Source organism: Lentzea sp. HUAS TT2 (assembly GCF_051853195.1).
Taxonomy (GTDB): Bacteria; Actinomycetota; Actinomycetes; order Mycobacteriales; family Pseudonocardiaceae; genus Lentzea.
In genome coordinates this window covers 9,233,940-9,256,486 of record NZ_CP196667.1, presented here as the reverse complement: position 1 = coordinate 9,256,486, position 22,547 = coordinate 9,233,940, and the positions used below count along the sequence as shown (strand labels likewise).

Below are 22,547 nucleotides of genomic sequence, written 5' to 3'. Positions count from 1 at the left end.
CCGTGGGGTACGTCTTTCTGATCATGGCGGCCCTGGCCGCGATCGGGCTCGCGCTGTGGGCCCTCGCCTGGGCGTTCCTGTTCCTCGTGCTGCCGACGCTCTACGTCGCGGCGCCGGTGGTGGCGGCCGTGGGTGCGCTCGCCAGCTTCTACCTGTTCGGCGCGACGATGCTGACGCGGGGAGCGCCCGCGCCGAAGCTCGTCACCCCGGACGACGTGGTGGCCGGCAAGTCGCTGCCGAAGGTGAAGGGCCCGTTCAGCAGGGACCGGGCGTGGCCGGTGTACACCACGGCCCAGGCCTGGATCGACCTGTCGGCCGCGTTCGAGGCCATGGGCTCGATGCTGAGCGCCGTCTGGACCTACGTCTCCGACCGCACCAAGGCGTTCGGCTACTGGTGGGTGTGGATCCCCGTGATCGGGCTGGTTTTCCCGGTCGTGTTCTCGTTCTGCGCCGGCGCAGTCATCGCCGCGGTGGTGCTGTACCTGTTGAGCGCACTCGTGCTCGCCGTCACGCACGTGGTGTGGGGCGCGGTCTCCCTCACGTTGCGCGGGCTGGACTCGTTGGTGCGCAAGCTGCGCAGGGCCACCGGCAGCTGCCCTGTCTGCTACCACGTGACGACGCTGCCGGCGTTCCCGTGCGACGGGTGCGGTGAGATCCACCGCGACCTGAGGCCGGGGCGGCTCGGCGGTGTGTGGCGGCGCTGCGGCTGCGGGAAGTCCCTGCCCACCACGGTGTTGCGCGCCGCGCACCGGGTCGCGCCGCAATGTCCGCGCTGTGCCACGACGTTGCGCGAGGGTGGCGGTGTCACCACCGACATCCGCCTGCCCGTGTTCGGTCCCGTGTCCGCGGGCAAGACCAGGCTCGTCTACGCGGGTCTCGTGGCGTTGCGCGACGACCTGGCGTCGGCGGGCGGCGAGCTGGCGTTCGTCGACGACGGCAGCAGCCGCGTGTTCGAGAACGCCACCGCGGTCATCTCGTCCGGGCAGGACACCGCGAAGACGGAGGCCGCCTCGCTCCCGCAGGCGCTGACCGCCCGGCTCACCCGAGGCCGCAAACGTGTGCTGCTGCACCTGTTCGACGCGGCGGGCGAGTTCTACGCGGACCGCGAGGACAACAGCGACCTGGAGTTCCTGGACCACGCCCAGGGCCTGGTGTTCGTGGTGGACCCGTTCTCGGTGCCGTGGGTGCGCGACCAGCTCGGTACGCAGAGCGCCGACCAGGTGGCGCGGGCGAACCCGGCGAGGGCGCACCCCGACGACGTCTATCAGGTGACGGCCCGGCGGTTGCGGGACTACGGCGTCGACACGCGGCGCCGCAGCCTGGCGATGACGGTCGTCAAGGCCGACCTGCTGGCCGGGCTGTCGCCGGGGGACGGGCTGCGGCAGGGGAACGTGCGCGACTGGCTCTGCGAGGCGGGGCTCGACAACCTCGTGCTGTCCGCGGAACGCGACTTCGGCGAGGTCGGCTACTTCGTCGCCGCGTCCGTCCCCGGCCACACCGCGGGCGAGGGCATGCGGCCGTCGGCGCCGTTCGAGTGGCTGATCGGCAAGAGTGGCGCGGCCGAGCTGATGCCCGCCGTCCGTGCGGAAGAGGAGAAGGTGTGAACTACGACCCGCCGCTCGCCTATCGCGTCCACCGGATCCTGCTGGTGGTGCTGTTCGCCCTGGTGGCGATCCTCTTCGGGGCGGGCCTGGTGCTGGTGGCCGAGCCCGTCTGGCAGCAGATCGTCGAGATGACCGAGGGCACGCGTGCCCAGTGGAGCTCGACGTGATCCTGGGCATCGACCTCGGCACGACCTACACCGTGACCGCCGGCATCGACGGCGACGGCCGCCCGGTCGCGCTGCCCAACTCGCTCGGCGAGACCACGACGCCCTCGGTCGTCCACTTCGAGGCAGCGGACCAGGTGCTGGTCGGCAGCACCGCCCGCAACGCGTCCGCGGTGGACCCGGACAACACGGTGACGCTGATCAAACGGCGCATGGGCAGCGAGTTCGACCTGTTCTTCCACGGGGTGCGGCACACGCCGGAGTCGATCTCCGCGCTGATCCTGCGCGCGGTGGTGGGGGAGGCGTCCGGTGTGCGCGCGGTGGTCACCGTGCCCGCGTACTTCGGGATCCGCGAGCGGGAGGCCACGTTTCAGGCGGCCACGCTGGCGGGCATCGAGGTGCTCGAACTGCTCAGCGAACCCGTTGCCGCCGCGCTGCACTACCGCACCTCCGTGCCGGACTCCGCGGGCGCGACCCTCGTGTACGACCTCGGTGGCGGGACCTTCGACACAACGGTGCTGCGAGAGGGGATCCGGGGCGTCGAGGTGGTGGCCGTGGACGGTGACAGCCACCTCGGCGGTGCCGACTGGGACGCGCGGATCGCGAGTCATCTGCTCGAGAGCTTCACCCGCGCGGTGCCCGACGTCGACCCGTACGAGGACGAGGTGTTCCTCAGCGAGGTCACCGTGCTGGCGGAGAAGGTGAAGCGCGAGCTGAGCCGTGTCTCGTCCAGGACGGTCGCGCTGCGCTGTGGTGGTGCCAGTGCGGCGGTCGAGGTCGCACGGGAGACCGTCGAGGCCATGGGCGCCGACCTGGTGGACCGGACGCTGGAGATCACCCGCCGGGTGCTGCGCAGCGCACGGGACCGCGGGGTGCTGCGGGTCGGCGCCGTCGTGCTGGTCGGCGGGGCGTCGCGGATGCCGGGGATCGCCAAGGCGCTGCACGCCGAGCTGGGGGTCGAACCCCGTTTGGTGGAGCCGGACTTCGCTGTCGCCTACGGTGCGGCGATCCGTGCGCACCAGCTGGCGAGCCCCGGTGAGCTGCGGCTGGCCGGCGGGCGGATGGCGTCGATGGCGGACCAGCCGACGAGGTCGGTGGTGTCGCGCAGTTTCGGTGTGCTGGTCGACGACAGCCACGACCCGTCCGGCGAGGGCAGGCTCGTGGTGCACACCGTCCACCAGAACGAACCGCTGCCCGCGACGGCGACCACCCGGTTCGCCACGATCGTCGACGAACAGGACCGCGTGCGCGTGCAGGTCTACGAACAGGCGGGTGACGTGCCGTCCAGCGAGCCGGCGCACAACCGGCGGGTGCTCGACGGCGAGCTGAGCGGTCTGCCGCCACTGCCGGCGGGGTCGCACGTGGAGGTCACGCTCAGCGTGAGCGCGGACGGCCTGCTGTCGGTCACGGCCCGCGAACCGGCCAGCGGTGCGACCCTGGCACTGGAGTCCTATGTGGATGGTGTGGTGGACGGCGGCGCGCACGCGGAGCTGGCCACGTCGCTCGCCGGGCTGCGGGTGAGCCAGTGAGCACCTGGATCCGCCGGAACTTCGAGGGCATCGGCCTCACCCAGTCCCCGTCGGGCCCGCACCTGGCGGCGTTGCAGAAGCGGTACCGCGGCACCGTGATGCTGTGCATCGACGTGAGCTGGTCGATGGAGGGCGAACGGCTGCGCGAGGCGATCGCCGGCGGGGTGACGTTCCTCGAAGAGGCCAGCCGCGCGCAGTACGACTGCGGCCTGATCCTGTGGAGCCGCCACGTCGAACGCTCACTGCCCCCGCACGCGCCGCTCTCCGAGGTCATCGACACCCTGCGCGCCGCGACGCTCGGCGGCGGCACCGACGTCGTGCCCGCTTTGCTGCGGTGCAAGGAGGTCTACGAGCAGATGCAGGGCGACCGGGTGGTCTGCATCTTCAGCGACGGCGAGATCCCGCGCATCGCCGAGGCCGAGCGGATCGCCCGCGAGCTCTGCGCGATGGGTGTCCGGATCGTCGTGCGCGGCCTCGGCCCGCAGGCGGGGACGACGCTCGGCCGCCTGACCTGTCCCGGCAGCAGTGACGACGACCGGCAGGTGATCGTCGACATCGCGGACCTCAGTGCCGGTATCGCCTCGATGGCGGGTGGCCTGACGAAGAACCGCGGCACGAAAGGGAAGTGACTGACCGTGTACACGCCTCCGCTTCCCCCACCCAGGCCCACGACGACGTGGGCCTGCCCGGTGGCGGGCTGCGACTACGAGGAACTGGGTCTGCCCGAGCGCGCGTACGGCGACGGCGTGTGCGAGAAGTCGCCCGCGCACGGCGACCTGCTCCGGAAGCGGTGAGCCGTGGACAAGATCGTCGGTGAGCTCCTCGGGCCGTTCGCGCGCAGGCTGGCCACCTCGGCCGCCGTGGCGACGGTGTCGTACTGGCTGGTCGGGGTGATGCTGTTCTTCTGGCTGCACCCGCAGCCGCTGCCGGGATGCCCGTCAGGAGGTAAGGACCTCTGCGGTGCGCTGACCGGGGGATGGGTCCGCGCGGCGCCGCTGCTCGGGTGCCTGGTCATCGCGATGGTCTTCTCCTACTGGCTGTGGTTCGGCCAGACCACCATGATGACGTCACTGCTCACCGGGTCGGAGTGGCCGCGCTGGTTGCGGCTCGTGGGTGCGTGGATCGAGAGCAAGCGGCGCTGGCGCACGAAGCGGGATGCGTTGCTGACGCCGCCCGTGCGCAGGGCACGGGCGGGGATGCGCTGGTTCCCGCACGGGCGCCGGTTGAGCAGGCGGACCGCCGCGCCGCACGAGGACCTGGCCCTGGAGCCGACGAGGCTCGGCAACGTGTTCGCGGCGGCCGCGGAACACGTGCGCGACGAACACGGCATGGAGCTGCACACGTGCTGGCGGTACCTGCCCTCTGTGGCGACCTCGACCGAGATCACGAGCCTGGAGTTCGCCTCCCGCGTGCTGCTCGACCGGGCACAGGCGGTGATGTGGTTGCTGGCCTCGCTCTTCTGGCTCGCGTTGCTGCCGGGCACCCAGGCGAAGCTGGTGTTCACCGCGCTGGCCTTGTTGCTGGCCCGCGTCTTCTACCGGCGCATGTGCCAGGCGGCCGCGCACTACTGCGACAACCTGGAGACGGTGATCCACACGCACGAGAACGAGTTGCGCAAGCGGGCGGGCCAGAGCACATCGGTGGCGTCGCAGCGCTCACTGCGGCTGCGCCGGCCGGGTGGCGCCACCGCGTGACGGTCAGTCCCGCAGGCGGTGGCGAGCGATCCAGTCGCGCGACCGGGTCACGTCCGGCGCGGTGAGCCCGTCGATCCGCAGCTCGAACTGGACCTGCGCCGAGGAGTCCGGGTCGGACGCGTGCACCGACAGCTCGCCGGTCTCCGACATCGCGAACCAGATCAGGATGGTGCCGCCCTTGGGCTTCGGCGGCATGTCCCGCAGGAATCCCCTGCCCACCATGGTGTTCGCGGACAGGTTCATCGAGTCCTCCGCGGGGTTCTGCTCCCACACCTCGATCTCCGCCATCCGCGCCTTGGCGAACACGATGCCGAACGGGTAGGTGTCGCTCTTGGCGGGCAGCGTCTCGCCGGCGATCAGCAGGTGCTGCACGACGAACCGGGCCTTGTGCGGGTCGATCTCGATCATCGGGTCGCTCGGGTCGAGCGCCTTGACGCCGATGCTGCGCGTCACCACCGCCGCGGTCTGGTTCGTCTTCGCGGCGGTGATGCCCGCGGACCTGGCCGCCTCGGTGATCTGGACCTCGCGCTGTGCCGCGAAGATCGCCGCTCCCTTCGCCACGGCGAGGTGCGGTTCGTGCAACCGGGGGCGCAGGCCGAGCCGGTCCTGCAACGCCGCGCCGATCGCGGGGGACTTCGTCATGCCGCCGACGAGCAGGACGTCGTCGAACTCCCGCACGCCCTTGCGGCCCGCCTCCTCCACGGTCCTGCGGGTCAGGTCCACCACGCGGTCGACGAGGTGGGCGGTGAGGTCCTCCAGCTTCGTCCTGGTGAGCTCGACGCGCGCCACCTCTCCCTTGAAGCGGAGCTCGGTGTGGCGGGCCTGCGCGCTGCTGAGCTCCTTCTTGAGGGCTTCGGCGCGCTGCACGACGTCGTTCATGAACACGTCGTCGGCCGTCGGGTCGGTGCGCGGGTGCAGGTGGACGAACTCGTCGACGAGGAAGTCGCGCACCCGCGCGTCCCAGTCCGCCCCGCCCAGGTCGCCGTCGCCGTCGGTGCACACGACCTGCACGAGGTCGCCCTCGAAGCGGATCACCGTCGTGTCGCACGTGCCGCCGCCGAGGTCGCACACCAGCACGTGCCGGACCCCGGTGTCCGCCTTGCCGAAGCCGTAGTGCAGCGCCGCCGCGACCGGTTCGACGATCACGTCGCGCACGGTGAGGCCGGCCATCTCACCGGCCGCCCTGGTGGCTTCCCGCTCCGTGATGCCGAAGTGCGCGGGGACCGTGATCACGACGTCCTCGACGACGACCCCGGTGGCACGCCGGCCGCACTCGGCGAGGTAGCGGAGCACCAGCGCGGAGATCTCCATCGGCGAGTAGTCGTGGCCGTGGTGCGGGTAGTGCACGCCCGGCGAACCCATGTGCCGCTTGACGAGCTCGCTGTAGTTGCGCGGTTCGAGCACGGCGGAGTTCTTCGCCGACGCGCCGACGGTCACCTCGAGCGGTCCCTCGAAGTACACAGTGGACGGTGTGATCTCCTCGTCGACGGTGTTGCGCACCACTGCTGGCCGGCCGCTGTAGTCGATGTGGGCGAGCACCGAGTGCGTCGTGCCGAGGTCGATGCCGAACGCCTTGGTGTTCATCAACGTCCCTGGTAGGTGAAGGCGGCCCAGTTCCCGGCGTCGTCCAGGTGGCAGTACCGCGCGGAACGCGCCAGAGCCGCAGGGACGCCGGGCGGCAGCCGCCGCTTCGGGTCGATCATCCAGAGCTGCGTGGCCCGCAGCGCCACCGCCGGGTCGTCGTACCCGCGGGTCAGGTAGTGGTGGAACATGATCACGAACAACGTGGTCGTCACGTCGACGATCGGCCACCGCGCGCCGACCACACCGGTGGCGCCCGCGGCGAGGAACGCGGTCGCCAGCGTGAGCGCCTCGTCGTGCGCCGAGTCCGTGAGGTCGCTGGCGCACGAGGCGAGCACGACCAGCCCGCCCTCGGCGTCCGGTGGACGGTGGGCGGCCTGCCGCAGCACGTCCCGCACCGGCAGGACCTGACCGTCGTCGAGCACCAGGTGGGAGTCCACCGCGGGAGTCGCGTGGCAGGCGTGGCACGTGAGGTGCAGCACCGACGCTCCCGGCCGCACGTCGCTCGGCAGGTGCCCCAGCACCTCGCCGGGCAGCACGCCGTCCTCGACGCAGATCGCGTCCGGGTAGGAGTGGTCGCGCACCGTCGCGGTCTCGGCGGCCGCCCAGCGCAACGCGCTGTCGCGCACCCGCACGATCGCCGGGGCGGAGCCGACCGGCCTGCGTTCACGGCGGGCGGCGTCGGCGAACTGCCTGGCCGAGGCCGCGTAGGTGATGACGGCGTCCTGGCAGACGTGCCTCACTTTCCCGCCGACCTCGCGCCGGGCCGCATGCCACGGCACCGCGCCGAGCTCTCCAACCGGGACGAGCACGAGCCGCGGCAACCCCCGGAACTGGTCGAGCAACGGCCTCATCACCGCGGTCCACGCCCAGCCGCATGTCGTCGAGACCGTTTCCTGCCAGCGCTTCTCGTCCTCCGCCGAAGGGTCGACGAGCGCGCGGCGGGCCTCCTCGAACTCCTGGATGGGCCCGGAACGCAGCAGCGGCAACGGAACCAGCCGCACCTCGCCGTCCACCTCCACCACCAGCGCGAAGCCGTTCAGGTTCGACTCGGGCGGCAGCAGGTAGACGAGAGCCTGGCTTCCGGTGCGCCGCAACGCCGTCTGGATTTCCTCGACGGTGGGCGGCCGCAGCAACGACGACTCGGACTTGCTGCCCTCCAACGCGATGAGCACCTGGGACCGCAGATCCGATGGGACGACACCAGGGGCATCGGCGTCGTACTCCGCGATCCAGCGCTCGGCGAGCGCCGGTGCTCCCGCGGTGCGGAGAAGGTCCGGAATGGACGGTTCGACGCTGATCGAGTGCAGCACCAGCGACCGGCCGAGCTCCAGTGCCTGCACGGCGGTCTCGTACCGCCGCGCCGCGACGCACCACCGCACGACCGTCGCGGCCTCACCCGCCGCGGTCTCCGCGGTGGACAGCGCGTGGTCCGCTTTGGACTGCAGCAGCACCTCGTTCGCGCGTGCCCTCATCGCGAGAACGCCGTGCTCGGCGGCACTCACGAGGTCGGCGGGGTTGTGCCGCCGGTTGCCGCGCAGGTGCAGGGCCTCGCCCAGGTAGTAGTGGACGCTCGACGCGTCCGACAGGTCGGTCTGGTCGGCGAGCAGCTCGGCCTTCTCCATCTCCGCGATGGCGAGGTCGAGGTCCTGCGTCCTGGTCGATCGCGCGTACCGGAACATGAGGGAGAGGGCGGTGACCATCAGCAGCCGCACGCGTTCGCTCGGGTTCGGGGCTGGTTGCGCGCGAAGCAGCTCGACACCGCGATCGAGCATCTCCAGGTTGCCGCTCACGCGCCCGTTGTGCACCAGCAGCATCGCCTCGATCGTGTCGTCCTGACGGTCGGCCCACAACCCGGGTCTCGTCATGGCCGACGGGATCCACTCCGGGAGCTGCTCGCCGAACGACTCGGACATGACGCTCATGAGTTCGAGGGTGCGGATCAGCTCGTCCACGTCGTAGCCGGTGATGCGCCGTTCCTGCTCGTCCAGTTCGCGGAGCATCGTGATGATGTCCTCGACCTTCTCGCCGGTGGGCGTGCCGTGCCGCAACGCCTGGAGCGCGACGGCCAGCTCGCTGACCTTGGAACCGACCGGCGGGGTGTCGCCCTGCTGCAACGCCGCGAGCAACCGGCGGGCCGAGTCGAGGTCCTCCAGCCTTCGTCCGTTGATCGCCCGTTGCCCGAGTGCCATCGCGATGAACGCCCTGAGCAGCGGGAAGGCCTTGTCCTGCTGCGACATGGCGTTGGTCGCCTTCTCCAGGCTCTCCACCCCGGACGTGAGCGTCGCCAGGCGCTCGGTCAGCACTCCTTCGAGCACTCCGACCATCCCGTTGACTATCAGCAGCGTGTTCTCGTCCGCGACGCCGGGACCTTCGGCGGCGACGAACGCGCGCAGCTCGTCCATGCCCGCCGGATTCGCGGACTCCCCGACGCGGTAGGCCATGGCCATGACCGACCGCACGAAGGTGTTGGCACGGGCCGGATCGGACGGGGGCATCCGGTGCAGCACCGCCCGCACCTTGTCCATGTCGTCGGTCAGTTCGCCCGGCTGCGCGGCGGAACGGTCGTGCTGGCCTGCCAACAGGGCCATCGAGTCGCGCAGCAGTGATGCGAAGGGCATGTCGTCCCGCACCGCCGCACGGGCTTCCTCTGCGGCGGCCCACGCGGCGGCGCTGTCCTCGCGGGCGTTGCCGGCGTCCGCCTTGCGGTCGAGCAGCGCGGCGAGCAGCAGCGCCCGCACAGCGCGCTCGAACTCGTCCGCGGCTTCGCTCACGCCCTGCCTGGCCTGCGCGATGGCCTCGTCGAGCGCCTCGGCCCGCCAGGGATGCCCTTCCTGGTAGAAGGAGGAGATCATGTCGAACAACGCGGTGATCGTGCCGATCCCGTCCTCGGCCCGCGCGCTTTCGGACAGCTGCGCCAGGTGCCGGCTGATGTCCGAGACCGCGGCCGCGACCGGGTGCGACGTCCGGGCGCCGGCGACGAACTCGAGCGCCGCCGCTTCGTCGGGCGCCGCCTCGAACAGGCGGTGTTCCCGTTTCATCAGCGTCGCGCTGCGCAGCTGGACGAGCAGCATCCTCGCGAGGTCGTGCGCCTGCTCCGGGTACTCCGGCGTGTCGAGCAGCGCGACGAACTCGGCGTGCGCCGTGTCGTAGTCCTCGTCCGGTCCCGAGTGCAGCGTGAACCGCAACGCACGCACGACCGCGTGGTGGTGGCGGATCTCGATGGCGTCGCTTTCTGCGAGCGCCAGCGTCAGCTCCTCGATCGCCTCGTCGAGCAGCGCGGTGGGTGAGTCGGGCAGGGCGATTGCGTCGATAGCCAGGTGTTGTCCGAGCAGGATCGCCACCGCTCCCCGCAGCGGGTGGTCGTCGCCGGTCGCGTGCCTGAGCTCGCGCAGCTCGGCGATCAGGGACCTGCTGTCCTCGGTGGGCTGGGCGCCTTGCCTGTGCTGTGCCGCGGTGTGGGCGGCTTCGAGCCGGGCGATCAGCTCGTCGTCGTTCAGGGTGCCCCCTCGGTGCGCTTGCTCTGCGCACGACGGTAGCTCCGCGGTGACTCTTGTTGCCTGGCAACAAGTTGTCTTCGGCAGGCACCTGCCACCGTTCGGCTGTGTTGGCGGAGAAGGACTTCCCGATGATGGTCCGGTGAGCATGGATCAGGAGCTGGTGCGGGACGTGGCGGAGAAGGTCCGCTGGATCGTCGGCGGCAAGCGGACCCCCAACACGTGGCAGCGGTTCTCCGACGCCCTGACGGCGGCGCGTGCGGCGCACGACGCGGACGACACCGTCGCGATGGGACAGGTGCTGTACGAGCTGGAGCTGTTGTCGCGCAGGGTGGGGGAGAAGCTCGGGCAGGAACCCGCGGAGGAACCGGAACCCAAGGTGCGCGACCGCGCGAACGAACTGGTGCACACGCTCCTGCCGGACGACGAGTGATCGCCCCGGCGCTGCTGGCCTACTTCCACCTCCCGCTGGAGGGCCGGCACGCGGCGGACGCGCGGGCCTGGCTCGACGAGGCATGGCGCGTGCTCGGCGACGAGCTCGGGTTCACGGAGCCGGTCCCCGGACTCGGCGTGGGCGTGGATCCGCACGACGGGTCCGGGTTGCTGGCCGCGCGGCAACGGCCCGGTGAAGAGGTCTGGCAGGCGTCGGTGCGGCTGGAGCACGACGTCCACTGCCTGACCGTGATGATGGCGCCGCCCCGCGACCAGGACTGCGCGCGGACGTGGACGGCGCTGGAGGCGGACCTGGCCCGGCTCGGGCCGCCCTCGCCCGGAGTGATCGGGGAGACGCGCATCCTGCTGGCGCTGAGCAACGGCGAGCGCGACCTGGAGGCGACGCTGCGGGCAGCGGTGCCCGGCGGCGGGACCGTCGGGTGGTCGCGCCGGCCGGAGCGGCTCGCGGTGCCCGACGGCGTCGTGCGGGTGTGGGAGACCAGCCCGCCCGCGGACGACCGGGTGGTGCGCAGGCTCGTCGCGGTCGCCTCCGCGGACCTGGAGCGGCACCTGGACCGTCTGGTGTGGACGACCGGCGACGGTGAGCTCACGCCGTTGGCGCGGCACCTGATGCACGCGGCCAAACTCCGCTACCAGATCAGGGTCTTCCTGCGTGACCGCGCGGTCGCGAGGGGACGGGGCGAGGCGGAGGCGATCACGCCGGCCCTGCGGGTGATGAGGCGTGGCGTCGGGATCATCGTCGAGAACCTCGGCCGTGCGGTCAGCGGGGCGCTGCTGTCGAACGCGGGCCCGGTGGCCGACGACCTCGCGCTCGGGACGTGGTTCGTCACCCGGCTCGACGACGAGCTGGCGGCGGGGACACCGTGCTGTGAACAGCCGGAACCCGCCAGGCTGACCGGTCCCGACGTGTTCATCAGCTACATCCACGACTCCGAGGAGCACAAGAAGGACGTGCGGGCATTCGCCGACCTGCTGCGCGACCACGGCGTCAACGTCCACCTCGACGCCTACTACCCGGACGTCCGGCGGGACTGGTACGAGTGGATGCTCAACCGGGTGCCGAACGCGGACTACGTGGTCGTGGTCGCCTCACCGATGTGCCGCATCGTCGGTGACGCGGGGGGCGACCCGGCGCGGAACCACGGCGGCCGGTCGGAGATGGGGATCCTGCGCGAGCTGCTGCACTCGGACCGCCCGCGGTGGACCCGGCGGATGCTGCCCGTGGTCCTGCCGGGGCGGTCGGTCGACGACATCCCGTTGTTCCTGCAGCCGCACACGATGGACCACTACCTGATCCCGTCGCTGACGGCGGCGGGGGTGAAGCCGGTACTGGTCGTGATGAACGCTGCGGACTAGCGCGACCTGCGGGAACATCTCTGAGGCGTAGCTAACAGGCACCCCGGCGTGCATGCTCATACATCGTCGTGCATAATTCTCAACGTGTCCAAGGTGCTCACTTCACTTCCCGCCGGCGAACGCGTCGGCATCGCCTTCTCCGGTGGTCTCGACACCTCCGTCGCGGTCGCGTGGATGCGTGAGAAGGGCGCTGTGCCCTGCACGTACACCGCGGACATCGGCCAGTACGACGAGCCCGAGATCGAGACCGTCCCCGGTCGCGCGGGCACGTACGGTGCCGAGATCGCGCGCCTCGTGGACTGCCGTTCCGCGCTCGTCGAGGAAGGTCTCGCGGCGCTGGCCTGCGGAGCGTTCCACATCCGTTCCGGTGGCCGCGCGTACTTCAACACGACTCCGCTCGGGCGTGCCGTCACGGGCACCATGCTCGTGCGCGCCATGCTCGACGACGACGTGCAGATCTGGGGCGACGGCTCCACCTACAAGGGCAACGACATCGAGCGGTTCTACCGCTACGGCCTGCTCGCGAACCCGTCGCTGCGGATCTACAAGCCGTGGCTCGACGCCGCGTTCGTGACGGAGCTCGGCGGCCGCAAGGAGATGTCCGAGTGGCTGCTCGAGCGTGACCTGCCCTACCGCTCGTCGGTGGAGAAGGCGTACTCGACGGACGCGAACATCTGGGGCGCGACGCACGAGGCCAAGTCGCTCGAGCTGCTCAACGAGGGCATCGAGATCGTCGAGCCGATCATGGGCGTCAAGTTCTGGGACCCGTCGGTCGAGATCGCGACCGAGGACGTCACCATCGGCTTCGACCAGGGCCGCCCGGTCACGATCAACGGCAAGGAGTTCGGCGACGCCGTCGACCTCGTGCTGGAGGCGAACGCCATCGGCGGCCGCCACGGTCTCGGCATGTCCGACCAGATCGAGAACCGGATCATCGAGGCCAAGAGCCGCGGCATCTACGAGGCGCCCGGCATGGCGTTGCTCTTCATCGCCTACGACCGCCTCGTGAACGCGATCCACAACGAGGACACCGTCGCGGCGTACCACAACGAGGGCCGCAAGCTCGGCCGGCTGCTCTACGAGGGCCGCTGGCTCGACCCGCAGTCGCTGATGCTGCGCGAGTCGCTGCAGCGCTGGGTCGGCGCCGCGGTCACCGGCGAGGTCACGCTGCGGCTGCGCAGGGGCGACGACTACTCGATCCTCGACACGTCCGGCCCTGCGTTCAGCTACCACCCGGACAAGCTGTCGATGGAGCGCACCGAGGACTCGGCGTTCGGCCCTGTCGACCGCATCGGCCAGCTGACCATGCGCAACCTCGACATCGCGGACTCGCGCGCCAAGCTGGAGCTCTTCGCGAGCCTCGGCATGGTCGGCACCCGCCAGTCGGCGCTCATCTCCGCCCAGCCGGAGCCGACCCAGCTGATCGGCGAGGTGCCGGACGGCGGCGCGGAGGCCATCGCCTCGCGCGGTGAGGTCTCGGCGGCCGACGAGCTGCTCGACGCGGCGGCCATGGAGTTCGGCACGGACTGAGGTTTTTCGCGAAAACGGCAGGGCCGGTGGATCACTCCGCCGGCCCTGTTCGCGTCAGGTCTGCGGCCACATCGAGTAGATGACGTTCTCCTCGTCAGCACACACGACCTGCGGCAGGATGCCCTCGGCGACCTGGTTGCACGACATGGGCCCGATCTTGACCGGCGGCAGGCCCGTCTTCGGGTCGGAACGTTCGGCGTAGTAGTCGAACAGGACGGCCCCTGCCTGGTCGCAGGTGAGCCTGCCCGACGGGGTCTCCATCACCACGGCCAGCATCGGCTTGCCCAGGGCGCCGGTGAACGGCCGGTCGCAGTACTGGGAGGGCAGGCTCTCGTACTCGTCGGGAGCCACGCCGTTCAGGGCGGTGGCCTTGGCGGCAGTCGTGGTCGTCGGCTGGGCCTCAGTCGTCTGCTGAGTCGTCTCCACGCCGGTCGCCGAACCGGACCCGGTGACCGCCGGGGTGCAGCCGGCCGCGAGAACGGCGAGGAGCGCGGCTGTGATCGAGAACTTCATGCCCCCGAGGTCGGCGCCACCGCCGGCATCGTTACCCCGCTGACGGAGTGTGGGTGTCTGTGTCTTCTGCGTCTGCCTGAGCCTGCCGGCGGAGGGAGTCCTTGATCTCGCTGAACCTGGCGGCTGCGGCAGGGGTCCACTCCGCTGGCTGCCGGCTGGCACGCAGGGCGTCGTCGATCTCGTCGAGTTTGGCGGCGGACACCGCGCCTGCCCGTTCCATCAGGTCTTCCCTGCGCAAGGTGGTCAGCCAGGTGCACGGGGTGGAGCCCGGCCACGAAAACCCGAACCGCAGCACGCCGTCGAAGGGCAGTCCTTCGTGGATGCCGACCGCGACCTCGATTCCCAGTCCGGAGACGTCGGTGTCCGCCGGGGCGACGACCTGCATCACCTGGAGGCCGGACGGCTCTTCCTCGGACAGCAGCACGACAGGCCGTCGCTCGTCGAACTCGGCCCACCAGATCTCGCCTCGCCGCACCTGTCCTCCTGGATCGCCCGCCGTCGAGCGTAGTGCGCGTGGATCACCCCGCCAGGTTCGATGCCGCTAGGCTTCTGCCTCGTGTCGACCGAGGCTGAGCGGACCAGGCCCGCCGTGCTGCTGAACCCGCTGGAAGGCGACCCGACGGACGCCGACAGCCACATCGGCGGCCCGATGCTGTGGCCGATCGACGACCCGTGGCCCTCGTGCGACGGCGCCACCCACGATCCCGCGAGCGGTGCCGAACCGTTCGTCGGCGCCGTGCAGCTCTACCAGCGCGACTTCCCCGAGCTGCCGTTCCCGGAGGGCACCGACCTGCTCCAGGTCTTCCTCTGCACGCTGCACCACGACGTGCCGCGCGCGTACGGCCCGGACGTGCGGCTGGTGTGGCGCGACTCCACGACGGTGTTCGAGCTGATCGAGGAGGAGCCGGAGCCGTCCGTGCAGGAGGAGCTCTACGTCCCCACGGTCAACGTGCTCGAACCGATCCGCTTCGCCGAGCACGCCGACAAGGTCTCCGGCGGCACGAAGATCGGCGGCTGGACCGCGTGGTGGCAGAGCGGTCCTCTTGAGTTCGAGTGCCGGGAGTGCGGTTCCGGGCAACGGCAGACGCTCTCGCTCGCCACCCACGAGCCGTCCGGGGACGACGTGGAGTGGGAGTTCGGGCGTGAGGGCAACCTGAACGTCTTCACGTGCGCCGCGGACGTCCGGCACCCGATCACCGTGCACGTCGACTGAGTCGAAGCCGCCCACCGACCACGGCAAGCCCATCCAGGACAGCCACGTCGGCGACCCGATGGTCTAGCTCGCGTCCGACGGCCTGATCGACTCCGTCGCCAGGGCAAGGTTTGCCAGTTGTCGTTGTGCCCGCTCGGCGTCTTCGTCGCGGCCTTGTTGTTCGTACAGGTCCAGTGCCTCCTGCCATGCCTCGCGGGCTTGGTCGTGTTGTCCGAGAGCGGCGTGGGGATGACCGACGTCGTCGAGGGTGTTCGCGACCTGATAGGTGTTGGCGAGGTTGCGAAGCAGGGCAACGGCCTGGTGGTAGTGGTCGACGGCCTGGCGGTGGTCGCCGGTGCGGTGGGCGACGAGTCCGAGACTCTCCTGGGTGTCCGCTTCACCGGCGGTGTTGTGGTGGTGTCGGTGCAGGGCGAGGGCAGCGTGGCAGTGGTCGCGGGCGGTGTCGAAGTCGTCCAGGCGTGCGGCGAACCATCCCACCGCGTTGAGCGCGTCGGCTTCCCACACCGGGTGGTCGAGGCTGCGGTAGAGGTCGAGGGCGTGTCGGGCGTGGTCCAGAGCCTGCCTGTCGTCACCCCGTAGTCCCGACGCGGCCATGAGCGCCCGGTGGGCGTGTGCGTGTTCGGTGGGGACCCGGTGGCGCACAGCGAGATCCAGGGCCCGATCCAGGTGCCAGGTGGCCACCTCGTCCAGGCCGAGTCGGGAACAGGCGCTGCCGAGGAACCGGTGGGCGCGGATCCGGAGGACGGGGTCGGGCAGGTGTGCGGCGGCGTCCAAGGCCGCCCGCCACGAGGCGTACCCGTCGCGCAGGTGCCCTCGCCGGAAGTGAAGGACGTCCAGTGCACACGCGAGGTGCCAGACGACGTCGTGACGGACGAGGGAGATGGCGGCTCGCTGGGTGGCGATGAGGGTGGCGTGCTCGGTTTCCAGCCAGGCCATCGCGTCCGCGGCGTCGGACAGCGGGAACGGGTGGACGCCTGGCGCCGGCGGGTCGGGTTGGTGGAGTTCGTGGTGGGGGTCCAGGAGGCGGGCAGCGGAGTGGGCGGTGTGCAGATGGAAGTCCATAGCCCGCACGAGGGCCGCCTCCCGCACGTCGTCGGGCAGGTTGTGGGCGATGGTGGTGGCGTAGGCGCGGACCAGGTCGTGCATCGTGTATCGGCCATTTGGTCGCCGTTCGAGCAGAGACGCCTCCTCCAGCGCGACCAGCACCTTGCGGGCGCGGGCCGGTGGTACGCCGGTGAGGGCGGCCACGGCGGGCGGGGTGGTGTCGGGGCCGGGCGCGATGCCGAGCAGCCCGAACGCGGTGCGGTGTTCGTCGACGAGGTGGTGCAGGGACCAGGACAGGACGGCAGGCAGGCTGGCGGCGGGGTCGGCGTGGTGGTCGAGCACTTCCAGCCCCAGCCTGCGCAGCTCGGCGGCAACCTCGGTCAACGGGCGGGTGGCGGCCTGGCGGGCGGTGATCGACAGGGCGAGCGGATAACCCCCGCACAGGTCGATCAGCTCGTCGACGGCGCCGGGCTCGGCAGCGGCACGGGCGCTGCCCAGGCGTGCGGCCAGCAGGGAGCGTGCCTCGGTGCGGTTCAGGACGTCCAGTCGCAGGTGCTGGGCGCCGTGCCGGTCGATCAGGGAGGGGAGCCTGGTGCGGCTGGTGATCAGCACGGTGCAGGTCGCGCTACCCGGCAGCAGCGGGACGACCTGTTCCGCGGTCGCGGCGTTGTCCAGCACGATCAGCATCCGCCTGTCCGCGACCAGGCTTCGGTACAGCGCGGCTTGTGCGTCCAAGTCGGTCGGGATGCGCCCAGGGACGACTCCGAGTGCGTCGAGGAACCTGCGCACCGCTGCCTCGGGGGCCATCGGTTGTTCGGTGGGGCTGAACCCGTGCAGGTCCACGAACAGCTGCCCGTCGGGGAACCGTTCGGCTTGCTCGTGCGCCCACTTCAGGGCCAGCCACGTCTTGCCGAGGCCGCCCGCGCCGCCGATCGCCGAGATCACCACCGTCGCGGCGGTCAGCGCCTGGTCCAGGCGAGCCAGTTCGGCGCCGCGGCCGGTGAACCACCGTGGTGGCGCGGGCAACTGGCGGGGGATCGGCTTTTCCGCAGTTGCGGCAGGCGCACCCGTGATCGCCGTTCGCATGGTCGCCGCCGAGGGCGGGGTGAGCGCGGGATCGGTGTCGAGGATGCGCTGGTGCAAGTTCTGCAGTGCGGTGCAGGGCTCGGTCCCCAGTTGCTCGACCAGGTGAGCGCGTAGCTGCCGATGGTGCGCCAGGGCATCAGCGGTGCGGCCCGCGCGGTGCAGGGACAGGACGAGCTGGCCGGCGATGCGTTCGTCCAACGGCCATTGGGCGGCGCGAGTGGTCAGCGGAGCCACCAGGTCCTCGCCATGGCCGAGGCGCAGCAGAACATCGGTGAGGTCGCACTCGGCAGCCAGGAGCTGGTGGTGCAACCGGTCGCGTTCGGCCTCGACCCAGTCGCCGTCCACACCGGTCAGCGCTTCTCCTCGCCACAACTCCAACGCCTGCCGAAACAGCACCACCGCCTGTTCGTCATCAACGGCACGGGCTTGCTCGCACAAGTCGTGAAAGCGCACCACGTCGACCGTCGAACGCTCGACCTGCAACGAGTAGCCACCGGGGCGCCGGACCACGATCGCCGCCCCGGCACCCGCATCCCCGAGCAGCAGCCGCAGGCGTGACAGGTAGTTCAGCAGCGTGGCCCTGGCCCGCGGCGGCGGCTGCTCGCCCCAGACCCGGTCGATCAGCCGGTTCACCGACACCACCAGGCCCGCGTCCACCGCCAGCGCCGCCAACACACATCGCTGCCGTGCCGGCCCGAGATCGAGCGCGCCGCCACCGCTGAGCACCGCTATTCCACCCAGAAGAACAAATTCCATCTGCTGGTTCCCAGGCTTTCGGGTTCCGCTCGGGTCACACGCGTCCGACAAAGGGTGATACCACCCATGGCCAGCGGATTGTTGAAAACCACGGGAAATTCACGGAGACGGAGGCACACAGTGGAAATGCGCCGGTGACCGGTATCCGGAAGCGACATCGGCGAAGACCGGCACCGACGCAACACCCATGATGTTCATCCCAGACGGAGGGGGCTCACATGTTGAAGAACAAGCGCTTGATCACGGGATCATTCGGCCTTCTGACCGGCCTTGCGTTGGTCGCCGCCATGCTTTCCGGGGGCGCGGCACAGGCGGCCGACATCGGAGTCATGGCCAAGGTCTGGGTGCCCGGCACCCCGAACTACGCCTCGTCGAACGGCACCTGGGTCGAGGTCTGCGACATGGAGCAGGACGGCAACAGGGTGTACGGGGTCTTCGACACCGACGCCGGTACCCAACGTGTCTACGACAGCAGCGGCGGTGGCTGCGGCAACGCCACCTTCGGCAAGGTCTACAAGTTCAAGGTCTGTGAGGACCAGCCCGTGGCCGTGGATCCGTGCTCCAGCGTGGTCGCGCCGTAACAACGGCTGGAAACCGACCAGGGCGGCTGGCGTGCACTGCGCCAGCCGCCCGACAGTCAATGACGCCAAAACCTCACGGAATCTCGTATTCGAAATTTGCGTGAGATCACGACACTGGCCGTGCGCTTCTTTCACCGTGCACGTCGACTGAGCGCCGCCACCCCCGCCAGCAGCACGAGCAGGACCCCGGCGAACCACGTCATGACCGTGACCGGCGCGAGGAACCGCGTAGCCAGCCCGATCGACAGCGACGGCACGCTCAGTCCCAGGTAGGCGATGAAGAACAGGCTCGCCAACGCCTCACCGCGCCTGGCCGGCGCCGCCATCGCCGTGACCGCCCCGATCGACGCCTTGAACTGCACGCCCGCGCCGACCCCGGCGATCGCGCCGCCGACCAGGAACAACGGGAAGCTCGTCGCGTACATGCCGGCCACGACCAGCAGCACGCCGATCGCCTGTCCGCCCAGGCCGAGCCTGCGCCGGGCCGTCACCGACAACCCGCCCGTGACGGTCTGCGCGAGCGCGGCGCCGCCGAAGACGAGGAAGACGACGAGCCCGGCCAGCAGCCGCGACGGGTGGTGCAGCTCGCCCGCCACGAAGCCCGGGGAGACGGACGTGAAGACACCGAACACCGCGAACGCCGCGAACGCGCCCGCTCCGGCGGCGAGATAGCCGCCGCGGTCGCCGTGGTCGGCGCTGATCCGCTGTGGACGGTAGCGAACCCGTTGCCTGGAAACGGTTTCCGGGGTGAGGGCGACCGCGGCGATGCTGACCACGAGCAGTACTCCCAGCACGACGTACGGCGTGCTCAGCGGCGAGGGCGCGTACTGCGCGAGCGCTCCCGAGATCAGGGCGCCGATGCCGAGGCCGCCGATGTTCGCGGCGGTCGACACGATCTCGAACCGGCGTGTGGAGGCTCCCGGGCGGTGCCGGGTGTGCAGGTCGTAGAGGTAGGCGGTGGCGGTCGCGGCGATCATGCCGACGCCCAGGCCGTTGATCACGCGGGCGACCACCAGGACCGGCAGCGAGGTGCTGGTCAGGAAGAGCAGCGCGGAGACGATCTCCAGGCCCAGCGCGGGGATGAGGACGGTCTTGCGGCCCGCCCAGTCCGAGATGTGGCCCGCCAGCACGATGCTGACCACCACGCCCACCGCGAAGGCGGCGAACACGACGGTGATCGCGAACGTCGAGAAGCCCTCGCGCGCGACGTAGAGCGGGAACAGCGGCGCGGGCACGGTCGAGTAGGCCATCGCGACGAGGAACGTGCCGGCGACGGCCCAGAAACCCCTGCCGTGGCGCTTGCTGGCGGGCGGCGAGGTGACCGGTGAATCGAGGACCAGGGACATGCCTCCACCCTGGGGGCCAGCAAGCATCACGTCCAACGAAACTTGCAGCTCGGGATCATCACTTTCTGAGATACTCGCTGGTGTGGACCTCCGTCAGCTGGAGTACTTCGTCGCGATCGCCGAAGAGGGCAGCTTCACCCGTGCCGCCGCCCGCGTGCACGTCGTGCAGTCCGCGGTCTCGGCCGCGATCAAGACCCTCGAACGCGAGCTCGGCGCCACCCTGCTCGACCGCAACTCCCAGCGCGTGCTGCTGACCGACGCGGGGGAGGCGCTGCTGCCCAAGGCCCAGGCCGTGCTGGACGCCGCCACCGAGGCGAGGGACGCCGTCGCACAGGTCCGGGGCGGGCTGACCGGCACGGTCCGGCTCGGCACGCTGACCTCGGTGGCCCTGATCAACCTGCCCGCGCTGCTCGGCGAGTTCCACCGGCGGCACCCCGGCGTGCTGGTGCGCACCAACGCGTCGACCACGGGGTCGCTGGGTCTCGTCGAGCAACTCCTGGACCGCAGGCTGGACCTGTCCTTCGTGTCGCTGCCCGGTGACGTGCCGAACGGGATCGTTCTCGACGAGCTGTCCCACTCGGTGATGGACCTGGTCGTGCCCGTGGACCACCCGCTGGCCGCCCGCGACGAGGTGTCCATCGGAGACCTCGCCGGGCTGGACTTCATCGACTCGCCGCTGGGTTACGGCAACCGGGCCGTGGCCGACCGGGCGTTCGCCGCCAGCGCCGTGCCGCGCCGGGTGACGGTGGAGATGTCGGACATCTTCACCGGCGTCGACTTCGTCCGGCACGGCCTCGGCGTCGTGTTGTTGCCCGACTACGTCATCGGTGCCGCGCAGGACGTGAAGACCCTGACCGTGACGGGCGCCGACCTGCGCTGGCCGCTGGGGCTCGCGTGGCCCGCCGGGCGCAGGCCGAGCGCCGCGACCAGGGCGTTGATCGCCGTGGTGCACGAGTTCTTCCAGCGTTGAACGGTCACCGGGCGCAGGTGAAGCTCGACGCGCTGTTCGGATCTCCTGCGCGGTACCGGGGCCAGGCCGGGTACTCGCAGAGCGGACGGGTGCGGTTGTGGGCCATGTCGGTCACGACGGGGTGCCTCGGCGACTGTCCACTTGCGACCCAGTGTTCGAGTGCGGTCAGCGAGTCCCACCCGGCGACGAACGCCGGTGTGCCGAAGTTCGCGTGGTTCGCGCCCTGCACGAGGTAGTAGCGCAGGAACTCGTCCGTGGTCTTGGGCCCGAGCAGGTCGCGCACGCGCTCGTAGTAGTCGTTCGTCGAGCGGTGCGACACCAGCTCGTCCGCGGAACCGTGCAGCAGGAGCAGCTTGCCGCCGGAGCGTGCGAACGGGCGCAGGTCCACGTTGTTGCGGTCCTGGATCTCGGAGAGCTCGCTGATGCGGCCGAGCCACTTCCCCGGCCGCGAGGGATCGAGGTCGAGGGAGTTGAAGCCGGGGTCGCGGGTCAGGAAGTACTTCACCCACTGGTCCCAGTACTGCATGCCGTAGCCGCTGGTGACCGGCATGGGGTTCGCCGGCGCGGTCGTGCCGAACCCGAGGAACGGCGTCCGCATGTCCGCGCCCGAGAGGAACGGGAATCCGGGGTACTGGGTCTCCCCGCTGGCGACCCGGTACGGCCACCGGAACGCCGTGGACATCGCGGTCACGGCCCCGATCTGCGGATCGGACAGGCAGGTCGGCCCGGTGTCGGCGCCGTCCGGGCAGCGCAGGACACGGGGGTCGAACTGACAGCGCTGGTTCGACACGACCCGGTCCAGCACACCGTCCTGGCCGTCGCACGCGGCGATCACGCTGTCGTACAACAGGGTCTGCTTCGCGGGACCGGGGAACGCGCCGGGCCGGGACAGGACCTGCGTCAGATGTCCCAGGTACAGGCCCTCGGCGAGGTTGTTCCACGCGGGAAAGCCCGAGATCACGCCGTCGAACGCCCGCGGCCAGCGCTGGGCGACGACGAGCGCCTCCCTGCCACCCGTCGAGCCGCCCGCGAAGAACGTCCGGGCGGGGTTCTTCCCGAAGGCGCGCCGGATCAGGAACAGGCTCGCGTCGTGCGTCTTCTTCAGCGCGTCACCGGCGGCGAAGTTCCGCACCGCCTCGTCGTTCACGCCGAACGACCCGTCCAGCGAGGGCACCGACCCCGCTCCCTGCTGGTGGCCGGAGTCGCTCGCGAACGTCGCGTACCGCCGCGCCAACGGTGCCGGCGCGTCGGCGGCAGCGAACGGCACATTCCCCGTCAGAGCGGGAATCGTGCCGTTGTAGCCACCACCACCGAACATCAACGCCTTGCCGTTCCAGCCGTGCGGCAGTGCGACGCGCATCTTGATGGCGGGCGCGGACCGGTCGACGGGGTACAGGTCCGCGTCGACCTGGCAGTACTCGACCGTCTGTCCACTCACGACACTGGACGTGACGGCGGCCGCGGTGACGCGGCCGCCGGTGGTCGGCAGGCTGATGACCGAGGCGGGGATCCTGACCTGGTTCAGGTCCGCGCACGACGTCGTCGCGCTGGCCGGCACAGCACCGAGAAACGTCATGCCTGGCAACAGGAGCACGGTCGAAAGCACGGCAAGAGGCTTCACGCCCGGTCT

Annotated in this window: 19 protein-coding genes; 12 read left to right on the top strand and 7 right to left on the bottom strand. The window is 70.6% G+C overall.

Annotated elements, in window-relative coordinates:
• The first annotated feature begins 2 nt into the window (after nucleotides 1-2).
• From ACSHWB_RS43665 to ACSHWB_RS43640, 6 genes are read left to right on the top strand one after another with little or no spacing between them, the layout of a single operon-like run.
• Nucleotides 3-1,604 (top strand): TRAFAC clade GTPase domain-containing protein, encoded by a 1,602-nt coding sequence (locus ACSHWB_RS43665; protein WP_439659211.1) that lies wholly within the window; start codon nucleotides 3-5, stop codon nucleotides 1,602-1,604.
• Nucleotides 1,601-1,771: a hypothetical protein gene (locus ACSHWB_RS43660; RefSeq protein WP_439659210.1), complete on the top strand. Its 171-nt coding sequence runs from the start codon at nucleotides 1,601-1,603 to the stop codon at nucleotides 1,769-1,771. The genes ACSHWB_RS43665 and ACSHWB_RS43660 overlap by 4 nt, the downstream gene beginning before the upstream one ends.
• On the top strand, nucleotides 1,768-3,297 hold the full coding sequence (locus tag ACSHWB_RS43655) for an Hsp70 family protein (RefSeq protein WP_439659209.1): 1,530 nt from the start codon (nucleotides 1,768-1,770) through the stop codon (nucleotides 3,295-3,297). Before ACSHWB_RS43660 ends, ACSHWB_RS43655 begins: the two co-directional genes overlap by 4 nt.
• Complete coding sequence (locus ACSHWB_RS43650; protein ID WP_439659208.1) at nucleotides 3,294-3,926, top strand: vWA domain-containing protein; 633 nt, start codon at nucleotides 3,294-3,296, stop codon at nucleotides 3,924-3,926. The genes ACSHWB_RS43655 and ACSHWB_RS43650 overlap by 4 nt, the downstream gene beginning before the upstream one ends.
• 6 nt (nucleotides 3,927-3,932) lie before the next feature.
• A complete protein-coding gene (locus tag ACSHWB_RS43645) occupies nucleotides 3,933-4,091 on the top strand; it encodes a hypothetical protein (protein WP_439659207.1) in 159 nt (52 codons plus the stop codon).
• A gap of 3 nt (nucleotides 4,092-4,094) precedes the next feature.
• On the top strand, nucleotides 4,095-4,991 hold the full coding sequence (locus ACSHWB_RS43640; protein ID WP_439659206.1) for a hypothetical protein: 897 nt from the start codon (nucleotides 4,095-4,097) through the stop codon (nucleotides 4,989-4,991).
• Nucleotides 4,992-4,994: 3 nt separating this feature from the next.
• Here ACSHWB_RS43640 and ACSHWB_RS43635 read toward each other — a convergent pair whose 3' ends face one another.
• Together ACSHWB_RS43635 and ACSHWB_RS43630 are read right to left on the bottom strand one after the other, a co-directional pair.
• Nucleotides 4,995-6,575, bottom strand: coding sequence for an Hsp70 family protein (locus ACSHWB_RS43635; RefSeq protein ID WP_439659205.1), 1,581 nt, complete (start codon nucleotides 6,573-6,575; stop codon nucleotides 4,995-4,997).
• On the bottom strand, nucleotides 6,575-9,916 hold the full coding sequence (locus ACSHWB_RS43630; protein ID WP_439659204.1) for a CHAT domain-containing protein: 3,342 nt from the start codon (nucleotides 9,914-9,916) through the stop codon (nucleotides 6,575-6,577). Before ACSHWB_RS43630 ends, ACSHWB_RS43635 begins: the two co-directional genes overlap by 1 nt.
• 301 nt (nucleotides 9,917-10,217) lie before the next feature.
• On the opposite strand from ACSHWB_RS43630, the gene ACSHWB_RS43625 reads away from it, so the two are divergent.
• The 3 genes from ACSHWB_RS43625 (at nucleotide 10,218) to argG (ending at nucleotide 13,408) form a co-directional block, all read left to right on the top strand.
• Complete coding sequence (locus ACSHWB_RS43625) at nucleotides 10,218-10,502, top strand: CATRA system-associated protein (protein ID WP_439664774.1); 285 nt, start codon at nucleotides 10,218-10,220, stop codon at nucleotides 10,500-10,502.
• Nucleotides 10,499-11,878, top strand: coding sequence for a CATRA conflict system CASPASE/TPR repeat-associated protein (locus ACSHWB_RS43620; RefSeq protein ID WP_439659203.1), 1,380 nt, complete (start codon nucleotides 10,499-10,501; stop codon nucleotides 11,876-11,878). Before ACSHWB_RS43625 ends, ACSHWB_RS43620 begins: the two co-directional genes overlap by 4 nt.
• Before the next feature lie 84 nt (nucleotides 11,879-11,962).
• Nucleotides 11,963-13,408: an argininosuccinate synthase gene (gene argG / locus ACSHWB_RS43615; protein ID WP_439659202.1), complete on the top strand. Its 1,446-nt coding sequence runs from the start codon at nucleotides 11,963-11,965 to the stop codon at nucleotides 13,406-13,408.
• A 54-nt stretch (nucleotides 13,409-13,462) separates the two neighbouring features.
• Here argG and ACSHWB_RS43610 read toward each other — a convergent pair whose 3' ends face one another.
• Entirely contained in the window at nucleotides 13,463-13,921 is a 459-nt protein-coding gene (locus tag ACSHWB_RS43610) for a hypothetical protein (protein ID WP_439659201.1), read from the bottom strand.
• 31 nt (nucleotides 13,922-13,952) lie between these two features.
• Entirely contained in the window at nucleotides 13,953-14,396 is a 444-nt protein-coding gene (locus ACSHWB_RS43605; protein WP_439659200.1) for a type II toxin-antitoxin system PemK/MazF family toxin, read from the bottom strand.
• An 81-nt stretch (nucleotides 14,397-14,477) separates the two neighbouring features.
• On the opposite strand from ACSHWB_RS43605, the gene ACSHWB_RS43600 reads away from it, so the two are divergent.
• Complete coding sequence (locus ACSHWB_RS43600; RefSeq protein WP_439659199.1) at nucleotides 14,478-15,134, top strand: hypothetical protein; 657 nt, start codon at nucleotides 14,478-14,480, stop codon at nucleotides 15,132-15,134.
• A gap of 63 nt (nucleotides 15,135-15,197) precedes the next feature.
• On the opposite strand, the gene ACSHWB_RS43595 is transcribed toward ACSHWB_RS43600, so the two are convergent.
• Entirely contained in the window at nucleotides 15,198-18,020 is a 2,823-nt protein-coding gene (locus ACSHWB_RS43595; protein ID WP_439659198.1) for an AfsR/SARP family transcriptional regulator, read from the bottom strand.
• 218 nt (nucleotides 18,021-18,238) lie between these two features.
• On the opposite strand from ACSHWB_RS43595, the gene ACSHWB_RS43590 reads away from it, so the two are divergent.
• Nucleotides 18,239-18,601, top strand: a complete 363-nt coding sequence (locus ACSHWB_RS43590; RefSeq protein WP_439659197.1) for a hypothetical protein — start codon at nucleotides 18,239-18,241, stop codon at nucleotides 18,599-18,601.
• Between the two features lie 131 nt (nucleotides 18,602-18,732).
• On the opposite strand, the gene ACSHWB_RS43585 is transcribed toward ACSHWB_RS43590, so the two are convergent.
• Nucleotides 18,733-19,947 (bottom strand): MFS transporter, encoded by a 1,215-nt coding sequence (locus tag ACSHWB_RS43585; RefSeq protein ID WP_439659196.1) that lies wholly within the window; start codon nucleotides 19,945-19,947, stop codon nucleotides 18,733-18,735.
• A gap of 82 nt (nucleotides 19,948-20,029) precedes the next feature.
• Between ACSHWB_RS43585 and ACSHWB_RS43580 the strand changes: the two genes are divergently transcribed.
• Entirely contained in the window at nucleotides 20,030-20,917 is an 888-nt protein-coding gene (locus ACSHWB_RS43580) for a LysR family transcriptional regulator (protein WP_439659195.1), read from the top strand.
• 4 nt (nucleotides 20,918-20,921) lie between these two features.
• Here the strand turns inward: ACSHWB_RS43580 and ACSHWB_RS43575 are convergent, their stop codons facing one another.
• The gene (locus ACSHWB_RS43575; RefSeq protein WP_439659194.1) at nucleotides 20,922-22,538 is read right to left on the bottom strand and encodes a tannase/feruloyl esterase family alpha/beta hydrolase; all 1,617 of its coding nucleotides are present in this window, start codon (nucleotides 22,536-22,538) and stop codon (nucleotides 20,922-20,924) included.
• Between the last annotated feature and the right edge of the window lie 9 nt (nucleotides 22,539-22,547).